This is a genomic window from Streptomyces sp. S.PNR 29 (genome assembly GCF_030386795.1).
Taxonomy (GTDB): domain Bacteria; phylum Actinomycetota; class Actinomycetes; order Streptomycetales; family Streptomycetaceae; genus Streptomyces.
Window position 1 is genome coordinate 50,391 of record NZ_JANUQM010000016.1, and the last position, 23,426, is coordinate 73,816.

A 23,426-nucleotide genomic window follows, 5' to 3' on the forward strand; every position below is an offset into this window, starting at 1 on the left:
CCTCAGGCCGTGCCGCCGTACCGGGCCGCGGCCCGCTGTGCTCGCCGGGACGTCCGCACGGCGGGCTCGTCGGGGCGCGTCCCCGGGGCGGGGGCGAGGCCCATCAGTTCGGCGAGGTTGTCGACGAACGCACGGATGGTCGGGAACTCGACGAAGGAGGTGGCCGGGACGTCGAAGTCCAGTTCCTCGCTGAGCTTGGCGACGACCTCGATCAGTACGAGCGAGTCGAGGCCCAGGTCGAAGAGGTTGGTGTCCAGGGCGGCACGCCGAGGGTCGCCGAGCACCTTGCCCACCTGCTCGACCAGGTAGTCCGTGACCATCTGGACGTTCCCCCGCGGGTCCTGCGGGTCGAACCGCGTGATGAGCCGGTCGCCGTCCTGCGACGCGGCGGCGGTGACGTGACCGCCGGGCTCCACCCAGTGGCGCCGCCGCTCGAACCGGTGCGTGGGCAGGGGGACGCGGCGGGGCTCGGTGTCCGCGTGGACGGCCGTGAAGTCCAGCGGCGTGCCGTGCACCCAGGCCTGCCCGGCGAGCGTGAGCAGATGGCCGAGACCGGCCGGGGCACCGTCCTGCGGTGCCAGCCGGAGGAGGAGACGGCCGGAGCCGACGTGCGAGGTGTCCGGCTCCCCCGGACCGCCGGTGCTCGTCCAGCTGCCGGGCAGCCGGCTCTCGTCCTCGGTCATCCACCGGCCGGTGTACGGGGAGAGGACCGGGACGCGCGGGACGGCCACGCCGGCCGGGGCGGTGCCCTCCGCCAGGGCGAGGGCCTGGTCGAGGGGCAGGGCCTCGCTGAGGGCCGCCGCCACCGCGAGACCGGTGCCGCCCGCCGCCAGGCCGGCGGGTTCGACGCCCCAGGCGAGGAGGGTGGTGGCGAGGGCGTACTCGTGGACGAAGGCGGAGAGCGTGCCCCGCCCGTCGAGCGGGCCGTAGGTCCCGGCGGCCTGGCCCAGGGCCGCGGCACAGGCGTCGACGGCGGATCGGTACGAGGGCACCGCACCGTACAGCTCGGCGCGGTCCGCCTCGTCCGCGCCGGCGCCCGTCAGGATCAGTACGGCCGCGGTGGGCTCGTGGTCGTCGGCCGTGCCCCGCAGCAGCCGCTCCTCGTCGCCGAGGGCGAGGGCCATGGCGGCGTCCCGGGCGCTGCGGGCCACCAGCGCCAGGCGGTGCGGGTGGCCGCGCCGGCCGAGGCCGAGGGTCTGCGCGACCGCGCCGAGGTCGAGGTCGGGGCGCTGCTTGAGGTGGCGGGCCAGTGTCGCGGCGGTCCGCCGCAGCGCGTCCTCGGACCGGGCGGAGACGACCAGCAGCTCACGGTCGCGTCCGGGCTGGACGGGGGTGCGGGCCGGAGGTTCCTGCAGGATGACGTGGGCGTTGGTGCCGCCGATGCCGAACGAGCTGACGCCGGCTCGCCGGGGCCCGTCCGCGGCCGGCCACTCGGTGGTCTCGGTGTTGACGTAGAACGGACTCGCCGCGAAGTCGATCTCGGGGTTGGGCGAGGTGTAGTGCAGGCTCGGCACCAGGGTGCCGTGCTCCAGCATCAGCGCCGTCTTGATCAGGCCGGCCATGCCGGCGGCGGTGTCCAGATGGCCGATGTTGGTCTTCACGGAGCCGAGGGCGCAGAACCCGGTCCGGTCCGTGCCGTGGCGGAAGGCCTGGGTCAGCGCGGCGACCTCGATCGGGTCGCCGAGCGGGGTGCCGGTGCCGTGCGCCTCGACGTAGCCGATGGTGTCCGGCGCCACGTCGGCGACCTCCTGCGCGTCGGCGATGACCTCGGCCTGCCCGGCGATGCTCGGCGCGGTGTAACCGGTCTTGTGGGAGCCGTCGTTGTTGACCGCCGAGCCCTTGATGACGGCGTGGATCCAGTCCCCGTCGGCCAGCGCGTCCTTCAGCCGCTTGAGGACGACCACGCCGGCACCGCTGCCGATCACCGTGCCCCGCGCCTCGGCGTCGAAGGCGCGGCAGTGGCCGTCCGGCGAGAAGATCATGCCTTCCTGGTACTGGTAGCCCTGGTGGGGTGGCGCCAGGTGCACCGCTCCGGCGAGGGCCATGTCGCACTCGCCGCCCAGCAGACCGAGGCAGGCGGTGTGCACGGCGACCAGGGAGGTGGAGCAGGCCGTGTTGACGCTGATGCTGGGGCCGCGCAGGTTGAGCTTGTAGGAGACGCGGGTGGCGAGGAAGTCCTTGTCGTTGGCCAGCATCAGCCGGTAGTGGTCGACCGAGGAAGCCGCCCGGTAGCGCTCGCCCAGGTTGTGCAGCAGATAGGTGTTCATCCCGGCGCCGGCGTAGACACCTATGTGTCCTTCGCTGCGGTCGGGGTCGTACCCCGCGCGCTCCAGGGCCTCGTGGGCGCACTCCAGGAAGATCCGGTGCTGCGGATCGAGGATCTCGGCCTCGTCGTGGGTGAACTGGAACAGCTCGGAGTCGAACAGGTCCACGTCCGGTATGGACTGGCCGGCCTTCACGTAGCGGGGGTCGGCCAGCCGCTCGGCGGGCACACCGGCGGCGAGCAACTGCTCGTCGGTGTACCGGGTCAGGGTCTCCCGGCCCTCGCGCAGCACGTCCCAGAACCGGTCGGCCGTGTCCGCACCGCCCGGGAAGCGGCAGGCCATGCCGATGATCGCGACATCGGAATCCGAAAAGGTCATGGTGATTCTCCTACGCAGTTCTCAGCCGAGGCGGATGCCGAGGTCGGAGGCGACCGAGCGCATGTCGAGGAAGCTGCGGGCGACGAAGCGGGCCGCGTCCTCCGACGCGTCCATCCGCTGGAAAAGGTCCACCAGCGTCTGTTCGTGCTGCTCCCGGCTGCCCTCGCCGGCGGCGATGGCCATGACCACCTGCCCGAGCCGCTCCTCGACGTCGGCGAGGTCCAGCGAGCGGGGGAACTTGATGCTGAAGGTGTTGCGGTCGTAGTCGGCGTTCCGCTTCACCGACCGCACATGGCTGGCCGCGTTGAGCTTGTAGAACATGCAGTCCCAGTTCTTGAACGAGTAGTAGTTCAGAAGCGGGAAGAGGGTGCAGTGGGTCTCCAGCGGCGAGGACTGGTAGAGCCCCTTCGCGCGGAGTTCCTCGACGATCCGGTCCGGGTCGTAGTCGTGCCGCATGGCGATGAATGGGAAGACGATCTTCGGGAGGTTCTCGTCCTCGTCGAAGAGCAGCTCCTCCAGTTCACCGCCGAAGAGCGTGTCGGTCAGCCGCTCGCCGAACGTCTTGTAGAAGCCGCGGACGACTTCGCGGACGTTGGACTCCATGGTGAGGATCTGCTGCGGGTCGGCGCACAGGGCGATGTACGGGATCTTCTGCCGGTAGGCCATGAGGATGGCCCGCAGGACGAAGAACGTCCGGCAGGAGACGCAGGGCAGCTTCTCGTCGAGGTACTTGCCGGGCTTCTTGGGCGCGGGACGGTTGAACACCTCGCGCATCATCAGCTTGATGTTGTCGTCGTCGGCGTCCAGGACGAACGTCGCCGGGATCTTCTCCCGGGCCAGCGCGATGTTCTGCGCCGCGTGCACGCTCTCGAACGGGACGTCGAAGGTGAAGGCCAGGACCCGCTTGCCGTACTCGTTGACGAACTTGTCCAGCATGTAGGTGCTGTCCTTGCCGCCGCTGTACATGAACAGGCAGTCGTACTCCCCGGCGGCGGGCGGCGCCTGCTGGAACTCGGTGAACACTTCGCTGGTGTAGCGGTAGTTGGTCAGGAGGTCCTCGGCGAAGTCCAGGTTGCAGAGGTTGCACACCTGCTGGTCGTCGAGGGTTATCCCCGGGTGGTCGGCCTTGAGCGAGCAGACCTTGCAGCTGGACACGGAACCCCCTGTGGAACCTGTGTGAGATCTTTTTCCGGTGTGGGCGGCGGAGTCGGTCATCCCCGCCCCTTCCTTCGGCTGCGCCGCTGGGCCAGCGCCGCGACGTCCCGGCCGCGCCGCTGCTGTCCGGCGGCGGGTGCGGTGTCGTCGGACAGGTGCGCGGCCATGGCCCGCACGGTCGGATGCCCGAACATGTCGAGCCGGGTGACGGGCCGGCCGAGCCGCTCCCGCAGCATCGCCGTCACCGAGGTGAGCCTGAGCGAATCGCCGCCCAGGTCGAAGAAGTTGTCCTCCGCGCCCACCCGGTCCACTCGGAGGACCTGGCACCAGACCTCGGCGATCCGGCGCTCCAGGTCGGTACGGACGTCCGCGCCGGCCCCCGCGGTCCTGGCCGGACGCGGCACCGGCAGCGCCTTGCGGTCGATCTTCCCGTTGGGCGTGAGCGGGAGCTCCGGCAGCACCACGACCGAGGCCGGGACCATGTAGGCGGGCAGTCCGTCCCGCAGCGCGGCCCGCAGGTCGGCGGGTTGTGGCAGCCCGGCCGAGCCGGTCACGTACGCCACCAGCCGGCGTTCGCCCGGCCGGTCCTCGCGGACCAGCGCCACGGCGGAGGTCACCTCGGGGATCCGCCGGAGCGCGGACTCCACCTCGCCCAGCTCGATCCGGTAGCCGTTCAGTTTGATCTGGCCGTCGATCCGCTCCAGGTACTCCAGGCGGCCGTCGGGCAGGTACCGCACCAGGTCCCCGGTGCGGTAGGCCCGGCCGGTGCCCCAGGGGGCGGTGACGAAGCGTTCGGCGGTCAGTTCGGGGCGGCCCAGGTAGCCGTCGGCGACGCCGTCGCCGGACAGGTACAGCTCGCCGGGGATACCGGGCGGGACGGGCATTCCCCGCTCGTCGAGGACGTGGCAGCGGGTGTTGCCGATCGGACGGCCGATGGTGACCGGCTCACCGGGCCGGACCCGGTCCACGGTCGACCAGATCGTGGTCTCGGTGGGGCCGTACATGTTGTACAGCTCCCCGACCAGGCCGGTCAGCCGGTCCGCCAGTTCGGCCGGCAGGGGCTCGCCGCCGCACAGTGCGCGCAGGCCGGGGTCGCCGGTCCAGCCCGCGGCGATGAGCATCTGCCAGGTGGTGGGCGTGGCCTGCAGCACGGTCGGGCGGGTGCGCTCGATGCGCTCGCGCAGGGCGACGCCGTCGGCCGCCACCGGCGCGGGCAGCACCTCGACGGTCCCGCCGCGCACCAGGGGCAGGAACAGTTCCAGGCCGGCGATGTCGAAGCAGACCGTGGTGAGTGCCGACAACGAGTCCCGCGAGTCGAATCCGGGCCTGCGGGCCATCGTCCACAGGAAGTTGACCAGCGCCCGGTGCCCCACTTGCACGCCCTTGGGCAGTCCGGTGGACCCCGAGGTGTAGATGACGTACGCGGCGGCGTCCGGCTCCGAGCGGTCCACGGGTGCGGCGGCCGGTTCCGGGGAGCCGGGCGCGGTGTGCGGGGCGACGGTCACGGGGGTGACCGGGAAGGCCGTCAGCGTCCGGCCCAGAGCCTCGTCCGTCACCACGAGCCGGGCCCCGGAGTCCTCGATCATGTGGCCGATCCGGGCCGGCGGGTAGATCGGGTCGATCGGCACGTACGCCGCCCCGGTCTTCATCACCGCGAGCAGTGCGACCAGCAGGTCCGGGGAGCGCTCCAGGAGGACGCCGACGAGGGAGCCTCGTCCCGCGCCCTGCTCGAGGAGGTGCCGGGCCAGCCGGTCGGCGGCCTGGTCCAGTTCGCCGTAGGTGAGTTCCCGGCCCTCGAACCGGACGGCGGGCCTGTCCGGGGCGGCGCAGGCCAGGTCGGAGACCAGCCGGCTCACGGTGCGCTCTGCCGGATAGTCCTCGGCCGTGTCGTTCCAGCGGTTCTGGACCAGCTCCCGTTCCCCGGGCGTGAGCAGCGGCACCTGCCCGAGCGGACGCCCCGGCTCGGCCGCCACGGTGTCCAGGAACAGCGCGAGGTGCTCGCCGAGCCAGCGCACCTGATCGGCGGTCAGCTCTTCACCACCGTGGAACCGGACCGTGCCGTGGGCGTCGATCCGGATCGTCAACGGGCGGTCCGCGGGCCCCTCGTCGTCGCCGGGCAACCGGACGGCGACGGGCAGTCCCGCGCGAGCGGCGCCGGTCATGGACGGGTGGCGCAGCAGCAGGTCCCTGCGGTAGGGGGAGCGTCCCCGGAGCGCCGTGACCTCGGCGGCGACCAGCTCGGTGAGGCCGGGCAGTGTCCTGTCGAGGAGTCCCTCCGGGAGGCGGAGCGGCACCTCGGCCGCCAGCAGCCGGCCGGCCCCGGCGCTCGGGGCGGGCAGGGCGACGTCCCGCTCCCCGTCACGGGCGAGCCGGGCCAGGAAGGCCAGCACGGCGGCCAGGGCCGGCCACACCGGCTCGGTGGCCCCGCCGCGCAGGGCCGCGGGCAGCGCCACCGGGTCCGCGGGCCGGGTGACGCTTCCCAGCGCGCCGAACCTGGGCGCGAGGACGGGCTCCAGCGTGCCGAGGGTACGCAGCCACCGGGTCTCCTGACGGTGTGCCGCGCGGCCGGCCCGGGTCAGCTCGGCCACCTCGGCGTCGGTCAGGTGCGGGAAACGGCCCGAGTGCCGTTCGGTCAGGGTCCCGGCCACGTCGAGCGGGTCGAGCCGCTCCCCCGTCAGATCGGCGAGGTGGGTGAGGCGGACGTCCCGGTCGCCGGTCGCCACGGTGAGGGCTTCCGCGGCGGCGTCGACGAGCGTTCCGGGTTCGGCGGGCGAGGGCCGGTCCAGGATCTCGACGGCCCGTACGGCGATCAGGGTGTCGCCGAGGGCCACCAGCGGGATCCCGAAGCCGTTGGGCCGCCGTCCGAACGACGTCGCCCGCACCAGGGCGTCCAGGTCCGCGGCGGGCTGACGCCAGTCGTACAGACCCGCCCGCGGTGGTCCGTCGTACTTGCCGTGGTAGGTGCGCAGGCCGAGGTCCTGCGGGGTGCGGGTGGCGGTGCCCGCCGCCAGCTCGTCCACCAGCTCACCGAAGGACTCGATGCCCGCGTCGAAGCAGGCGATGTCGAGGTCGTGCACGGTTGCCGCCGGATCGACCGGGACCGGGCGCTGCTTGAGGACGTCGCCGGTGTCGGCCTCGGCGGTCATCACGTGCCAGGTGACGCCGTGCTGTTTGTCTCCGTCCAGGATGGCCCAGCTGGTGGCGAACAGTCCGGCGTGCCGGGGCAGTGGGCCGTCGTGGAAGTTGACCGGCAGCCGGGCCGGCAGCGCCAGCACGTCGTCGGGGAGCATCCGCAGGTTGGCGATGCTGAACAGATAGTCGAAGCGCAGGGGCGCGAGCCGCTCGGCGAGGTCCGGCCCGAGGGGTACGGTCGCCAGCCCCTCGCCCTCGGCCCAGGCGATCAGGTCCGGGGCCGGGGACACCACGGCGGTGACCTCGTGCCCACGGGCCAGGAGCAGTCGGGTGCACTCGACGAGGAGGGCTTCCTCCCCCACCACCACACAGCTGAACGGCTCAGGGGTCATCGTCCGCCTCCTTCGGACTCCCCGCGCTGGGAGAGCAGTTGGGTCAGCAACTCGTCGACGGCCTCGTCGGACAGCTCGGCGACCAGGCGCTCCGCTTCGCCGGACACGGCGGCCTCGGGTTCCGGCGTGGCCGGCGCCGCCGGCTGCGGGACGGTCTCGGCGCGGAAGAAGTCGGCCAGCTGCCGGATGGTGATCCGCTCGAACAGCAGGGTCGCGGGCAGCGGGCCGTACACCGCCTCCAGGCCGCGTGTCAGTTCCAGCACCACCAGCGAGTCCACGCCGTAGTTCTCGAAGGTGAGGTCGGGGTCCAGCTGTTCCGGGGTCATCTCCAGGACCCGGGCGAACACCGACGTCACCTGCTCCAGCGCGTCGTCGTGGCCGGCGGGGGCCGTGGCCGTCGGCGCGGTACCGGCGCGCGGTTCCTGCGCCTCGGCGGTCACTGCCTGGTCCCGGTGCCCCTGGGGCACCAGGCCGTCGCTGACCGCCGCGATCACGCTCTGGAAGGCCGGCCCCACCGAGGTCGTGGGCGAGCCGGTGCTGATGTCCCGGTAGCCGCACGCCGCCAGCACGTCCCGCCACTGCTGCTCGGACGCCAGCGGCGAGCCGGGCATGCGGTGCTCCTGATCGCCGAACAGCCACCAGCCGGGCGTCAGGCCGAAGATCAGCGCCAGCTGGTGCAGCGGCCGCGTCCCCTCCGTGACGAGCAGCACGCCGCCGGTCCGCAGCAGCCGCTTGACCTGCGTCAGGGTGTCCGCCAGGGAGCGGGTGGCGTGCAGGACGTTGGTGCCGAGGACGATGTCGTGGTCGCCGGGTGTGAATCCCTGGTCCGCCGGGTCGGCCTCGATGTCGAGGACCTCGAACCGGGCGAAGGGGTGGTCGGCGCCGAACCGGGCCCGGGCCTTGCGGACGAAGGCCGCGGACACGTCGGTGAAGACGTACTCGACCGATTCGCCGTGCCGCGCCAGCGCGGCGAGCACGGCCGCGCTGGTGCCGCCCGTCCCGGCGCCGACCTCGAGCACCCGCACGGTGGTGCCGGGCGCGGCGGCCTTCCGGGCCTCGACCTGCTCGACGACGAGCCGGGCCACCTCGGCGTTGCAGCGGTCGGTGACCGGGTCGCCCCGGTAGACGGCTGCCACCCGGTCCGGTGTGCCGTCGGGGAAGAGGATCTCCATGGCGCCGCGGCGTCCGGTGAGCACGTCGGGCAGCGCGGTCAGGCAGTCCCGCAGCAGTCCGGCGACCGGCTCGACGCCGGGACGGCGGGCGATCAGCTCGTCCACCGCCCGGACCACCTCGCTCTCCGGCTCCACCGGGCGGCCCGTGGGCTGGACCCAGTCGTCCCCGGTACGCAGGTGTCCGGCGGCGGCGAGCAGGTCGAGCTGCCGCTGGAACAGGGCCGTGTGCTCCGGCACCACGCCCAGCCGGGCGGCGAGTGCGGCGCGGTCGTGCCGGCGTTCCGGCTGGGCGAACACGCCGGCCCGGTGCAGCACGGCCGCCAGCAGGCGTCCGGCCAGCTGCTCCGTCTCCGCCACCGCATGCTGATGCTCGGTCAGTTCGGGATCGGGCACGGGCGTACGGCCGAGCCGGACGGCGGGCAGCACGGGCGGGGCACCGCCGGGCAGCGCGACGAGCCGGTGGTCAGCGGCGACGCCCAGGTTATCCAGGATGTCCTGATCCGCGTCGAGGGCGAGCAGTTGGGGCAGTCCGGCGCCGAGCGCCCGCTCGACCACCGTCATGCCCTGCTCCGCCGTCAGGGGCCGGATACCGGCCGCCGCGACACGGCGCAGCACCCGCTGACGGTGCTCGTCGCCGCCCGCGTGCCAGTAGCCCAGGTTGAGCACTCGCACCGGGAAGGGCAGGTCACGTGCGGCGTGCAGGGCGTAGGCGTCCGCGAACGTGCAGCCCGCCGCGTAGCCCGCCTGGCCGTGGTTGCCCTCGAAGGCGACCCCGGAGGAGTAGAACAGCACGAAGTCCAGGGCCTCGTCGCGCACGGCGTGCAGCAGGCTCCAGGTGGTGTCGGTCTTGGATTCCAGCGCCGAACGCAGCTCTGCCTCCGGCAGCTCCCGCACGACCCGGTTGACCAGGACCATCGCGGCGTTGATCACGCCGTGCAGGGCACCGAACTCCCGTTTGGCCAGGGCGACGGCCTCGGCCAGGGCGGCCGGATCCGTGGCGTCCAGGGAGAGGTGACGCACCTCGGCACCCGCCGCCTCCCACTCGGCGATCTGCTCACGCCGGGGCCCATCGAGCGGGGAGCGCCCCACGACCACCAGCTTGGCCCGGTAGGTGCCGGCGAGGTGGCGGCAGGTGTCCCGGCCGACGGCGCCCAGACCGCCGACCACCAGGTAGACGCCGCCGGGCCGGAACACGGGCGGTGCCTGCGGGAGTTCGACCCGCTCCAGTGTCCGGACCCGCCGTACGCCGGCCCGCAGGGACACCGGCACGGTGCGGGCCGGGAACGGCTCGGCGGCCACCGCGGCGGCCGCGTCGGCGGCCTCGGCCAGCCGTACGTCGACCAGGGCGACCCGGAGGTTCGGGAACTCCTTCGCCACCACCATCGCGGCTCCGGCGAGCCCGGCCTGCCACGGCGCGGAGGCGTCGTCCGCGGCGAGCGGATACGCGTCCGCGGTCACGACCTTCAGCCGGAGCGGCCGGTCGAGCAGGCCGTGCCGGTCCAGGGCGCGGACCAGGCGGTAGAAGGAGACCACCCCGCGGTCCATCACCGCCCGCACGCCCGCGCGGTCGGCCGGTTCCTGCTCCACGGCGGCGCCGACGAAGTAGATCAGGTCGGGTGCGGCCGTTCCCAGCGCCCGGTCCAACTCGGCGTCGGTGAGGCCGCCCCGGCCGACGGCGAGCGGGCGCACCTCCGCGTCCGGGTGCGCCGCGGCCACGCTCAGGGCCGGTTCGGCGTCCGGCCGCGCCGCGACGAGCAGCACCCGGCGGGCGGGCTCGGCGGTGTCCTCGGCCGGCGACGGGGTCCAGGCGGGTCGGTAGGCCGCCACGGTCGCCGGGAGCGGCGGCTTCGCCTCGCGGTACACCAGGTTGGTGAACCGCACGCGCACCGCACCCGTGTCGTCGACAAGCAGCACGTCGCAGCGGTCGTTCCCGGTCTCCCGGATGTGGGACCACCCGCTCGCCGGAACCGGCCCGAAGACCTCGACCCGGTCGGCCGCGAAGGGCAGCAGCGGCCGGGCTCCCGGCCCCCGGCGCCGGACCAGCAGCGCCGCGACGGTGTGCAGAGCCGCGTCCAGGACTCCCGGGTGCAGCCGGTGCGAGGTGTCCTCGGTGACCGGGCCCAGCCTGCCGAGGGCCTCGCCCTCGCCGGTCCAGACCTGCTGGACGCGGCGGAAGAACGGCCCGTACGGCAGGCCCTGTTCTTCGAGCAGCCGGTAGAAGGCCGTGTGGCCGGGGCCCTCGTCCAGGCGAGCCCGCAGCGCGGGGACGTCGACGGCGCAGGGCGCGGGCGGAGCGTCGATCAGACGTCCGCACGAACGGACGGTGTCGTCGTCGCCGAGGACCTCGTAGCGGTCGCCGTCGAAGCGGACCGACACGCCGGCGCCGGCGCCGGTGACCGCCAGCGGCGCGATCCAGCGCACGTCGGCGAAGGACGGCCCGGCCTGCTCGCCGCGGGCTTCGGCGACGAGGTCGAGATGCCCGACGCCGGGCAGGATCGCGCGGCCCTCGACGACATGGTCCCGGAGCACCGGCGCGGTGGCCGCGAGGGTGCGCCGCCACGGCGCTCGGGCGCCGTCCGGAGCCGCCGGTGCGGGCCCCAGGTCCAGCCAGTGCCGGGCGCGCTCGAACGGATACGTCGGCAGCGGTACGCGGCGCCGCACGCCCGGCCGGCCCCGGTCCATCAGGTCCCAGTCGACGGCGACGCCGGACACCCACAGCCGACCGAGCAGGTCGTCGTTCCCGGAGCGGATCTGAGCGGTCAGGAAGTCATCGCCGCCGACGCTGTCGCTGAACAGGCCCGCGAGGGGCGGGTGGGAGGTGACCCGGCCCCGGTGCAGCCACTGCCCGTCCTCGCCGCGTCCGACGGCGGCGAGCCGGGACGCCGCCTCGGCGATGTCGGTGGCGACGAACGCCAGGCGCTCGGCCATCGGCTCGCGGCCCACCCGCAGGGTGTGGGCGACGTCGGCGAGCCGCAGGGGCGGATCGGCCGGGGTGTCCAGTGCCCGGCCGAGTGCGGCCGCGTAGTCGCGCAGCCGCTTCTCGTCGCGGGCGGAGAGCACGATCAGCTCGGGAGCCGGTGGCGCCTCGGGCTCGGCCGGGGCCGGCTCGGGTGCGACGTATTCCTCCAGGATGACGTGCGCGTTGGTACCGCCGGCCCCGAAGGAGCTGACCGCCGCGCGGCGTGGCAGCGGACGCCCGTCGGGGTCGTACGGCCGGGGCCAGGGAGCCGTCTCCCGCTGGACGGTGAACGGTGACCGGGTGAAGTCGATGGCCGGGTTCGGCTCGTCGGCGTGCAGGGTGGGCAGCAGCGTGGCGTGCCGCAGCTGGAGCACCGCCTTGGTGAGCCCGGCGATGCCGGCCGCGCCCTCCAGGTGGCCGATGGCGCTCTTCACCGAACCCAGGGCGCAGAAGCCGGTGTCGGAGGTGTGCCGGGCGAAGGCCTGGGCCAGGGCGGTGTGCTCGATCGGGTCGCCGAGGGCGGTTCCGGTGCCGTGCGCCTCGACACAGCCGATGGTGCGGGCGCTGATGCCGGCGGCGGCCAGCGCCTGCTCCACGAGAGCCTGCTGGGCGTGCGGGTTGGGCACGGTGAACCCGCTGGTCCGGCCGCCGTGGTTGACGGCGGTCGCCCTGATCACCGCGTGCACGGTGTCCCCGTCCCGGACCGCCTCGGAGAGCCGTTTGAGGACGACGGCGCCGACGCCCTCGCCGGGCACATAGCCGCTGCCGCCCGCGCCGAAGGCCCGGCAGCGGCCGTCGGCGGAGAGCATCGTCTTGCGGCTGAGGTGCACGTACTTGTCCGGGTGCACGGCCACGTTGACGCCGCCCGCGACGGCGTAGCCGCATTCGCCGCGGCGGATGCTCTCGCAGGCCTGGTGGACCGCCACCAGGGACGCCGAGCAGGCGGTGTCCACGACCACGCTGGGCCCGCGGAAGTCGCCGAAGTAGGAGACCTGGTTGGCGATCGAGGACCGGTTGGCGAGGACCACCTGATGGTTGCCGCGTGCGGACTCGGTGGCCGCCAGCACGGCGTAGTCGTCCCACATGACGCCGACGAACACGCCGACGTCGCGTCCCTGGCCGCCGAACCGGGGCGCGGGGAGGCGGGACGGCGGGTACCCCGCGTTCTCCAGCGCGGACCAGGCGGTCTCCAGGAAGAGACGCTCCTGCGGGTCCATGGAGCGGGCCTGCATCGGCGAGATCTGGAAGAACAGCGAGTCGAAGGCGTCCACGTCGGACAGGAAGCCGCCCCAGCGGCTGTAGCTGCGGCCCGCGGCGGTGGGATCGGGGTCGAAGAGGGCCTCGGCGTCCCACCGGTCGGCGGGGACCTCGGTCACGCAGTCGCGTCCGGCGGCGAGATTGCGCCAGAACTCGTCCAGGTCGCGGGCCTGCGGATAGCGCCCGCTGATGCCGATGACCGCGATGGGCTCGTCGGCGGCCCCGGGCGGCGGTGCAGTCGGACGCGCGGCGGCCGGTGCCGCGGAGACGGAGGCCTCCGGGGCCGGTGCCTGTGCGGCGGGTGGCTCGGTCCGCCGTGTGTCGCCCGGCCCCGGGAACAGGCGGGCGACGGCGTCGGGGTGCTCCGCGAGCAGGTGGTCGGCGAGCTCGTCCACCGTCCGGTACTCGAAGAACACCGTCCCCCTGAGCCCGGGAAAGTCCCGGCCCAGCACCGTGTTGGACTCCATGATCAGCACCGAGTCCAGGCCGTAGTCGTCCAGCGCGACCCGGCTGTCCAGCCGGCCCACCGGAAGCTTGAGCACGCCGGACAGGATGCCGCGCAGATGCTCGACGAGCTGGGCCCGCCGGCCGTCCACGGCCGCCCGGCCCGCCGGTGCGGCTGTCGCCCGTACCGCTGTTCCGGCCGGTCGGGCGGGCGGCCCGGACGGGGTGACCAGTGCCGCGTCGATCCGTGCCGCATCGCCCCAGGCGGGGACCAGCCAGGGTGCCGGAACGGCGAACGAGCGCTCGAAGACGGCCAGTGCCTCCTCGGGCTCCAGGGCCGGCATCCCGCTGCGCCGGGAGTACGCGGCCAGCTCCGGCCGGCCGACCAGCGAGTCCACGCCGCCGACGGACCACAGCGGCCAGCCCAGCGACAGGCTGCGGCCGTGCCGGGCGCCGCGGCGCACCCAGGAGTCGCGCAGCACCGTGTACAGGTCGGCGAAGCGGTTCGCCGTGGCGTAGCTCGCCGCGCCGAAGTCACCGATCAGCGAGGAGATCGAGGAGAACACCACGAACAGGTCGAGGGCGTCATCGCGGGTCAGCCGGTCGAGGTGGACCAGGCCGCGGGTCTTGGCCGCGAGCACCCGCGCGAACCTGTCGTGACCGAAGTCGTCGTCGGTGGCGTGGCCGTCGTCGGCGGCTCCGGCCAGATGGAACACACCGTGCAGCGCGCCGAAGCGCTCGCGGGCGGCGTCGAGGGCGGCGGCGAGTTCCCCGGCCCGCGTCACGTCGGCGCGCAGCGCGAGGACGTCCGCGCCGTACCCGGACAGTTCCCGGATCAGGCGGTGGTCGGGCTCGGAGCGGCCGACCAGTACCAGCCGGGCCCGGTGGGCGCGGGCCAGGTGCCCGGTGAGGACGCGTCCGATGGCGCCCGCGCCGCCGGTGACGACGTAGACCCCCCGGTCGCGCAGGGGCGGCCCGGACCGGCCGGACGCGGACACGGGGCGCAGTCCGCGCAGTTCACGGTCGCCCGCTGCGGTACGGCGGACCTCCAGCCCGGCCGCTCGCGGCGCGGCACGCAGTTCGACAGCCATGGCAGCGGCCAGTTCGGCGGTGGGCGCCTGTCCGGGGACGCCCAGCGTCAGCAGTTCGAAGCGGGCCACGGCGGCGGTGGATCGGGCGAATCCGGCCAGGGCGGCCCACTCGGGCCGTTCTTCGTCCCCGTCCTGGGGGTGGATCAGCAGACACCGCACCCGCCCCGGCAACTCGCCGGATGCCACGGCCCGCAGCACGTCGAGCAGCAGGAAGCAGGAACGGTCGAGGACGTCCGTGGGCGAGGCGTCGACGCCGTCCTCGGGGGCGTACGCCGGCGGGCGGAGGAGGCCCTGGGCGACGGCGATGTCCAGGCCGTCCTCCTGCGCCGCGCCCGCGAGCAGGCGCGTGAGCCCGTCCGCGTCCCCGGGGAGGCGGACCACCCGGCGCCAGGCGCCGGTCGCGGCCAGCGCGGCCTCCAGCTCCGGGGCGTCGCCGAGCAGGGCGAGCGTCCGGGGCGCCTCCGACGCGGGCTCCGGGTCGGTGGCGGGTCGCCAGTACGGCTCGTAGAAGCGCGCCTGACCCTCGCTCCGTTCCTGCTCCCCGACGGGAGCACCCGGTGTCGTGGAGGCGGCGGCGCCCGGCGTGCGGCCGGCGAAGTCCCGCAAGGAGACCAGCGGGCGGCCCTGCTCGTCGTGGACGGTGACGTCGAAGCGGCGTACGCCGGCGCTCTCGCCCACCAGCCGGGCGTGGGCGTACACCACGGGCGGCAGCGGAGCGAACACGTCGAGCGCGCCCAGGCTGAACGGCACGGGCAGCTCACCGGGCCGCGGCGCGGTGTCCCGGCCGACCCAGTGGCAGGCTCGCAGGGCTCCGTCGAGCAGCCCCGGGGGCAGTGCCGTCTCCCCCTCGGTCAGGCCGCCGCCGCTCAGCCGCAGCACGGCTTCCTCGGACGTGCTGCGGATCTCGTCCACGACCTGGAACGACGGGCCGTACACGAAGCCCGCGGCCCGGTAGTCGGTGTAGGTCGCGGCCCGGTCCCGTACGACGGGCAGCCGTTCGCGCACGCCGGCCAGGTCCAGGGCGTCACCGTGCGGGCCGACGGCGCCGACCGCGTTCCCGCGGGCGTGGGTCGCCCGGCCGTCCGCGGCCTCGCTGTACACCTCGAAGGCCAGCGCGTCACCGTCCGGCCGGAAGGCCACGTACAGCGCCAGCTCCGCGTCCGCGGGCTCGATCGCCCGGCCCCACAGCACATCGCGCAGCGCGTGCCGCACTCCGGGCTCGGCCAGGTCGGCGGCGGCCCGGACGAACTCCAGGGTCGCGGCGCCGGCGACCATGGGCCGGCCCTCGATCACATGGTCCCGCACGAGCGGGTCACGGGGGCGCAGCGTCTTGCGGAACCGCAGCTCCGTCACGGTGGACTCGTTGGCGTCCACCAGCGGATGCGGTGCGCCGGTCAGGTCCGGGTCGAGGGGAATCCAGTAGCGCTCGTCGGCGAACGGGTAGCGCGGAGCCCGGGTCCGGCGCGGCGCGGGGCCGGGCCGGGAGGCGTGCCAGGCGGCCCAGTCCACCTCGGCGCCCGCCAGCCAGCGCCCGGCACGCTCACCGAGCGCGCCGTCGGCCGGGACCCGCGGCAGCGGCCCGCCGTCGGCGAAGCGTTCCAGCGCCGCGACGACGTCGGCGCCGTCGGTGGCCACCACCGCGAGCCGGGCGTCCAGGCTCTCCCGACCCACCTGGGTGGTGAAGCAGAGGTCGGCGAGCGGGACGCGCTCGGTGCGCAGGAACCGTGCCGCCTGCCCCGCGTAGACCCGCAGCCGTTCCTCGTCACGTGCGGACAGCAGGAACACCACGGGCTCGTCGGTGCGCTGCTCGCCCGCCGGGACCGTGGAGCGTGGCTCGGGCCGCGGTGACTCCTCCAGCACCAGGTGCGCGTTGGCACCGCCCGCGCCGAAGGAGCTGAGCCCGGCCCGGCGCGGACGGTCCGCGTCCGGCCACTCGGCGAGTTCGCGCTGCACGCGGAACGGGGAGCGGTCGAAGTCGATGTTCGGATTGAGTTCGCCGGCGTGCAGCGAGGGCACGAGCGTGCGGTGCGTGAACTGCAGCAGCACCTTGGTCAGTCCGGCGATCCCGGCGGCGGACTCCAGGTGTCCCACGTTGGACTTGACCGACCCGATCGGCCAGTGGCCGGGCTCCGCGGCGGCCGACCGGTAGGCGTTGGTCAGTCCCGTGAGCTCGATCGGGTCGCCGAGGGCGGTGCCGGTGCCGTGTGCCTCCACGTAGCCGATGTCCTCGGGGGCGACGCCCGCCTGCTCCATGGCACCGGTGATGGCCCGTTGCTGGGCGTGCGGATTGGGCACGGTGTAGCCGTTGGTCCGGGCCCCGTGGTTGACGGCGCTGCCGAGGATGACCCCTTGGACGCGGTCGCCGTCGGCCAGCGCCTGCCGGTACGGCTTCAGCAGGACGGCGCCGACGCCCTCCCCCGGGACGTAGCCGTCGCCGCCCGCGCCGAAGGCACGGCAGCGGCCGTCGGAGGACAGGAAGCGGCCCTGGCTGAGGAAGGCGTACTTGTAGGGGTGCAGGGAGACGTTGACGCCGCCGGCGATCGCCAGTTCGCTCTCGCCCCTGCGCAGGCTCTCGCAGGCCAGGTGGATCGCCGTGAGCGAGGAGGAGCACATGGTGTCCAGGGCCAGGCTGGGCCCCGACAGGTCGAGGGCGTGGCTGACCCGGTTGGCGATGGTCGCGAACGAGGAGCCGGTGAGGGGGCGGCCGCCGCGCAGGGCGTCCAGCGCGCCGTGGAACTGGTACTCGCCGTACATCACGCCGACGTACACACCGACGGGGCGTCCGGACAGGTCGGCGCGGCGGTAGCCCGCGTCCTCCAGCACGTGCCAGGCGTTCTGCAGGAACAGCCGCTCCTGCGGGTCCATCAGTTCGGCCTGGCGTGGGGAGATGCCGAAGAACAGCGGGTCGAACCGGTCCACATGGCGCAGGAACCCGCCCCAGCGGGTGTGCGCCCGGCCCGGCGCGGCGGGGTCGGGGTCGTACCAGCGGGTGCTGTCCCACCGGTCCTCGGGGATCTCCTCGACGCAGTCGCGGCCCGCGACCAGGTTGGCCCAGAACTCCTCGACGTCATCGGCCATGGGGTAGCGGCCGGCCAGGCCGATGATGGCGATCGCCCGGTCCTCGGGACCGGTTGCCCGAGCGGGGCGGTCGGTCCGGCCGCGGCGCGGCGATGCCGCGGTGGTCGGGGCGGGCGGGGCGGGCTCCTCCCGGCGGTCGCCGCCGAGTTCGGCCGGGTGCTGTTCGGCGAAGTAGGTGGCCAGCTCGCCGAGGGTGGCGTACTCGAAGAACAGGGTCTTGGACAGGCCGGTGAAGCGGCGGTCCAGCTCGCGGTTGAGCTTGGTGATCATCAGCGAGTCGATGCCGTAGCGGTCGAACGGCGCGTCCTCGGCGAGTTCCGAGGCGTCCAGGCCGGTCTCGGCGGCGATCAGCTCGCGCAGCAGCCCCAGGGCGGCAGCGTACGGGTCCACGCCGTCGGCTGCGGCCGGACGGCCGGTGGCCGCCGCCGGTGCGGTGGTGAGCGGGGCGTGCAGCGCGGCGGCTATGCGTCCGGTGTTCCCGTAGGCCGCCACCACGGCGCCGGAGGCGCCGAGCGCCTGTTCGAGGAGGCGCAGGCCGGTCTCGGTGGGCAGCACCCCGAAGCCGGTGCGGGCGGCGATGTCGGCGGCCGCCTCGGCACTCTGCCGCATGCCGCCGTCGGCCCACATCGGCCAGGCGACGGCGGTCAGCCGGTCCCGGCGCTCGGCGTACGCCTCGGCGAACGCGTTGGCGTAGGCGTAGTCGGTCTGGCCGGCGCTGCCGATGTGCGCGGCGATCGAGGAGAAGACGACGAAGAAGTCCAGCGGATCGTCCGCCGTCGCGGTGTCCACGGTGCGCAGGCCGGCGACCTTGGGGGCGAGTACGGCGGCGAAATCCGCCGCGGACTTGGTCGGGACGAAGCCGTCGCGCAGTACGCCCGCCGCGTGGACGACACCGTTGAGCGGACCGAACTCCGCTCGGACGGAGGCGAGTTGCGCGGCGAGCGCCTCGGTGTCGGTGACGTCGGCGCTGCGGTACACCACCCGTGCGTCCAGCTCGGCCGGGGGCTGCGCGCTGCGGCCCAGGAGGACGACCCGCGCATCGGCGCGGCTCAGCACCCACTCGGCGACCACCCGGCCGAGACCTCCGGCACCGCCGGTGATCAGGTAGACGCCGCCGTCGCGGAGCGGGACGGGCGGTGCGGCCGGGGCGGGGACCAGGCGGGGGACGCGGCGTCCCGCGGCGGTGTGCTCGACCTCGGGATCGCCGCCCGGACCGGCGAGTTCGGCGGCGAGTGCCGCCGCCTCGTCCACGTCGCCGGCGAGCCCGACGGCCTGGAGCCGCAGCAACGGGTTCTCGGCCCGCACGGCGCGGGCGAACCCGGCCAGGGCGGCGTGTTCGGGGCGGGCACCGGCCGCGTCATGACGGTGGATCAGCAGCACCCTGACCGGGGCGGTCGGCCGGCCGCTCAGCAGCTGCTGCACCAGCTGCAGGGCCTGCTCGGGTTCGGGCTCCTCGGCCAGGACGGTGTCCGGCAGGCCGCGCGATACGGCCGGTTCGCCAGGCGGGACGGCGATGACCTCCTCGGCCCCCAGCGACGTCAGCGTGCCGGCCAGGGCCGCGCGGCGGCCGGCGTCCGCGGCGACGACCAGGGCGGTACCGATGCCGAGGTCGGCGGTACCGGCCGGGGAGTCGACCCAGCGGCGGGCCAGCAGCTCCGCCCCGTCGGGCCGGTCGAGTACCCGTACGACGAGGTCACGGAGCCGGGCCAGGACGTTCCCCCGGGAGTCCAGCACCGTCACGTCGGCGTGGGCGGAGCGCTCACCGAGGCGGCTGACCGTCACATGGGCCCGGCACGAGCCGTCGACCGGGGCATGCGTGGACAGTTCTCCCAGGGCCATGGGCAGGAAGCCGCCGGCCGTGGCGCCGTACGTCCGGGCGAGCAGCAGCACCAGGCCGTGCAGGGCCCCGTCGAGCAGGGCGGGGTTCAGCATCGCGCCGTCCAGCGAGGCGGCGTCGGGGAGTTCGAGGGCGGCGAGGGCCTCGCCATCGCCGATCGCCAGCCCGGACAGGGCGCGCATGCGGGGGCCGTAGTCGAGGCCGAGGTCCCGCAGCCGGGCGTAGCAGGCCCGGTGGTCGACGGACTCGGTGCAGCGCGCGGCGATCTCCGCCAGGTCGAGCGGGGCCTGCGGCTCCCCCCGGCCGGTGCGGATCTCGCCGGCCGCGAACACGTTGTCGGCCTCCGCGACCTCGAATCCGATCGCCTCCCGGTCACGCCAGAGGGAGACCAGCACGTCGCGTGGTCCGGAGGCGTACGAGAGCAGCTGGTCGAAGGTGACGTCGTGCAGACGCACCGGTGAGCCGACGGACAGTTCACCCGCGGCGCGGGCGAGTTCGAGGTAGCCGACCGCCGGCATTACGGGCTCGGCCTCCACCCGGTGGTCGGCCAGGTAGAACTCGTCGCCCGTGCGCGAGCTGCGGTACGCCACGGTCTCCAGGGTGGAGACGTTCTCGTCCAGCATGGGGTGCGGGCCGGTTCCGGCGGCACCCGCCGGGGCCGGTGTCCGCGGGCCGGTCAGCCAGCAGCGGCGGCCCTCGAAAGGGTAGGTGGGCAGCGGTACCCGGCCGCGTTCCTCGCCCGCGAACCAGGCCTGCCAGTCGATGTCGGTCCCGGCCTCCCAGGCGCGGGCGACGGCACCCCACGGTCCGTCGGCCACCCCGAGGGCACGGCCCCGGACTTCCTCCTGAGCGCCGCGCAGCGGGAAGCGGGAGTCCGCGGCGAACAGCGGGGCGGCGGATTCGTCGAGCCCGGCCAGGCCCTCGGCCAGGGGCAGCGCCCCGGTGACGCAGGCGGCGACCCGGGCGGCGAGGCCGTCGCCGTGCAGCGCGAGGGGCTGCACACCCCAGCCGAGCCAGAGCCGGCCCAGCGCGTACTGGAGGGCGAACGCCTGCCCCGCCGCGCCGTGTTCGCCCGCCCCGGCCGACATCGCCGACCGGTGGTGCTCGGCGAAGGCGGGTTCGGCGGCGCACCACTGCTCCGCCAGGGCCGCGGCGTCGGCGACGTGCTCGGCGAAGACGAAGGAGACCTCGCCGGTGGCCTGCCGTTCGGGGATCGTGGCGCCGCGCAGGGCGGCGGCCAGGGCGGTGCGGTCGGCGCCCAGCACGGCAAGGCGGTGCTCGTGGGCCCGTCGCCCGACCGCCAGGGTGTAGGCGACGTCGGCGAGCGCCGCCGTGTCCTCGCCCTCCAGGTACCCGGCCAGTTCCTCGGCGGCCGTGCGCAGCGCGCTCGCGGAGCGTGCGGACAGGACCAGGACCTGGCTGGAGCGGGAGTCCCCGGTCACCGGCGGCCGGGGGGCTTCCTCCAGCACGGCGTGGGCGTTGGTGCCGCCGATGCCGAAGGAGCTGACCCCCGCGCGCCGGGGCTCGGTCGCCGGCCACGGTTCGGTCCCGGTGCTCACCTTGAAGGGCCCTGCCGCGAAGTCGATGGCCGGGTTGGGGGTGCGGTAGTTCAGCGTGGGCACCAGCGTGCGGTGCTTCATCATCAGCACGGTCTTGATCACACCGGCGACGCCCGCGGCCGCGTCCAGGTGGCCGATGTTGGACTTGACCGAGCCGATCGAGCAGAACTGCGTGTCGGACGTGGCGGCCCGGAACGCCTTGGTCAGCGCCGACACCTCGACCGGGTCGCCCAGCCGGGTGGCGGTGCCGTGTGCTTCCACGTAGCCGATCGAGCGTGGGTGGACGCCGGAGACCGCGTGTGCCTCCCGGATGACGGCGGCCTGGCCGGCCGCGCCGGGGGCGGCGAAGCTGACCTTGCCGGAACCGTCGTTGTTGGTCGCGGTGCCCTTGATCACCGCGTGGATGGTGTCCCGGTCGGCGAGTGCGTCGCGCAGCGGCTTGAGCACGAGGACGCCCACGCCGTTGCCGAGCACGGTGCCGCTGGCGTCGGCGTCGAAGGCGCGTACGTGCCCGTCCTTGGACAGGATCGCGCCCTCTTCGTACAGATAGCCCTTGGTCTGGGGGAGCTTGACGGTGACGCCGCCGGCCAGTGCCATGTCGCACTCGCCGTTGATCAGCCCCTGGCAGGCCAGGTGGATGGCGACCAGCGAGGTCGAGCAGGCGGTCTGGACGGTGTAGCTCGGCCCTTTCAGGTCCAGCTTGTACGACAGCCGGGTGGCCAGGAAGTCCTTGTCGTTGCCGACCATGACCGCGAAATGGTTGGAGGTGGTGGTCTGGTCGACGTGCGGCAGGACCTGCTGCTGGAGATAGGTGTTGATCGCCGCTCCGGCGTAGACGCTGATCAGTCCGTCGAAGCGGGTGGGGTCGTAGCCGGCGTGCTCCAGTGCGGCGTGTCCGGCCGTGAGCAGGATGCGGTGCTGGGGGTCGGTCATCTCGGCCTCGGCCGGGGTGAGTTCGAAGTAGCCCGTGTCGAACAGGTCCACGTCCGGGATCACTCCGTGTGCCGGGACGTATTGCGGATCGTCCAGCAGCCGGGGGGAGGCACCGGCGGCGGCCAGTTCCTCGCGGCTGAACCGGGTGATGCCCTCCCGGCCCTCGCTCAGCAGGCGCCAGAAGGAGTCCAGGTCGTCGGCGCCGGGGAAGCGTCCGGCCATGCCGATGATCGCAATGTCCGTCTCGGCCACCATCGGGTCGTCCGGGCTGCTCACTGAGCCAACACTCCTTCTTCCGTGCGCCTGACCGGGCAGGCGGTTTCGCTCGGTACCTATGCGGGCGTCACCCCGGCGGTCCTGCTGTGTTTGCGGGATTCACGGGCCGCCGGGGGCGCGCAGGCCGGAAGCGGGTGCGCGACTCCGCCTCCCCGTGACCCTTCACCGGGGCGGGGTGCGCCGGACAGCGTGGGCCGGCGGACCGGGTGCCCGGACCGGCCGGAGCCGCGCGTCGCACACGGCTCCGGCCCCCGGCGGGCTAGGCCCTGTCGTTTGGATCATCCCGGCGTCGCGGGGTCTGGCACGCACCGCACCTCACGGACGGCCTGATCCGAACGACGGCGCCTAGCGGGCGGCCGCCTCCGCGAGAATGGTGTCGCCGTGGTACCAGGGGTTCCCGGCGGCCTCGGATATCAGGTTGCGCGACTCGGTCTCGTGCGCGCGGCCGAGCGCGAGCGTGAGGTGCTGGACGAACTCCAGGGCGGTGAAGTACTTCCGCATGAACGTCGGCCCGGTGAGGGGGATCTGGGTGACCTCGATGTTGCGGTTCTGGGGGAGGTCGCTCGTGAGCAGGCCGAGCAGGTTCTTCATCTTGCCCTTGGTGTAGTCGTCGTCCTCGTCGTCGGCGAAGACCAGCACGCTGTGCTTGCGCGTCGGGTCGGACAGGGTCGCCACCTCGCTGTGGCAGAACTCGTGGAAGTAGTTGCGGGTGGCCGGGACCATGGCGATCTCGTTGAGATGCATCTTGGCCAGCTTGAGCAGGCTCTCGTGCCACGCCGGCGAAGCGATCATGATGACGTTGGCTTCCCGGCTGCGCAGGGCCGCGGTGTCGGCCAGTTCCCGGTGGGCGTCCGTGAAGTCGTGGGCGAGGTGGTCCGGGAGTGCCCGGACCTCGTCCCCGAAGTCCTGCCGGACCAGGCCCAGCCGGTAGAAGACCTCCAGCAGGATGGCGAAGTACTGCCCCACGTGGAACAGGGGGTACTCACGGTCCGGCTCGCTCAGCTCCCAGCGGATGATCGAGACACCGGCCTCGCGGCCCAGTTCGGCCAGGCGTCCGCCGGAGGTGAGCAGGATCATCCGGTGGTGGGCGTGCGCGAGCGCGCGGAACGCCCGCGCGGGCTCCATGGAGTGGCCGCTGTAGGAGCTCAGGATGATCAGGGTCTGTTCGTCGTCGATCACGGAGGACGGCAGCAGATACGCGTAGTCGTAGTCGTTGAAGACGTGGAACTCCACCTCGGTGCCCGTCGAGATGAAGAAGGCGCGGACGACGTCGGAGACGATCGCCGAGCACCCCATGCCGGTGAAGACCACGCGTTTGAAGTGGCCTTCGGCGATCCGGGCCCGCAGGCTCTCGGACAGCTCGTCCAGTGAGTATTCGTCGGACTTCGTGAAGCCGTGCCGATACTGCTCGGTCAGGAACGCCTCGTACCGGTCCATACGTGAACGCACGTGCACAGTCCTCTTCTCGCGAGATCAGGTGGGTCGTCCGGTCCTGCCGC

5 protein-coding genes are annotated in these 23,426 nt (G+C 73.8%); all 5 read right to left on the bottom strand.

The genetic code is table 11. The features are described 5' to 3' along the window. Positions 1–2: 2 nt before the first annotated feature. Positions 3–2,642, bottom strand: coding sequence for a beta-ketoacyl synthase N-terminal-like domain-containing protein (locus NW895_RS34415; protein ID WP_289940709.1), 2,640 nt, complete (start codon positions 2,640–2,642; stop codon positions 3–5). A gap of 21 nt (positions 2,643–2,663) precedes the next feature. Then, positions 2,664–3,797, bottom strand: coding sequence for an OzmP (locus NW895_RS34420; RefSeq protein WP_289940710.1), 1,134 nt, complete (start codon positions 3,795–3,797; stop codon positions 2,664–2,666). Between the two features lie 56 nt (positions 3,798–3,853). Further along, on the bottom strand, positions 3,854–7,321 hold the full coding sequence (locus NW895_RS34425) for an amino acid adenylation domain-containing protein (protein ID WP_289940711.1): 3,468 nt from the start codon (positions 7,319–7,321) through the stop codon (positions 3,854–3,856). After that, positions 7,318–21,927: an SDR family NAD(P)-dependent oxidoreductase gene (locus tag NW895_RS34430; protein ID WP_289940713.1), complete on the bottom strand. Its 14,610-nt coding sequence runs from the start codon at positions 21,925–21,927 to the stop codon at positions 7,318–7,320. Before NW895_RS34430 ends, NW895_RS34425 begins: the two co-directional genes overlap by 4 nt. A gap of 345 nt (positions 21,928–22,272) precedes the next feature. Then, positions 22,273–23,376 carry an SIS domain-containing protein gene (locus NW895_RS34435; protein ID WP_289940714.1) on the bottom strand — a complete coding sequence of 368 codons (1,104 nt, stop codon included), beginning with the start codon at positions 23,374–23,376 and terminating at the stop codon, positions 22,273–22,275. Positions 23,377–23,426: the final 50 nt, after the last annotated feature.

What these genes read in the sequence shown, in the direction of transcription:
- NW895_RS34415 (WP_289940709.1), bottom strand. Translation starts at nt 2,642, where the DNA reads ATGACCTTTTCGGATTCCGATGTCGCGATCATCGGCATGGCCTGCCGC.
- NW895_RS34425 (WP_289940711.1), bottom strand. Translation starts at nt 7,321, where the DNA reads ATGACCCCTGAGCCGTTCAGCTGTGTGGTGGTGGGGGAGGAAGCCCTC.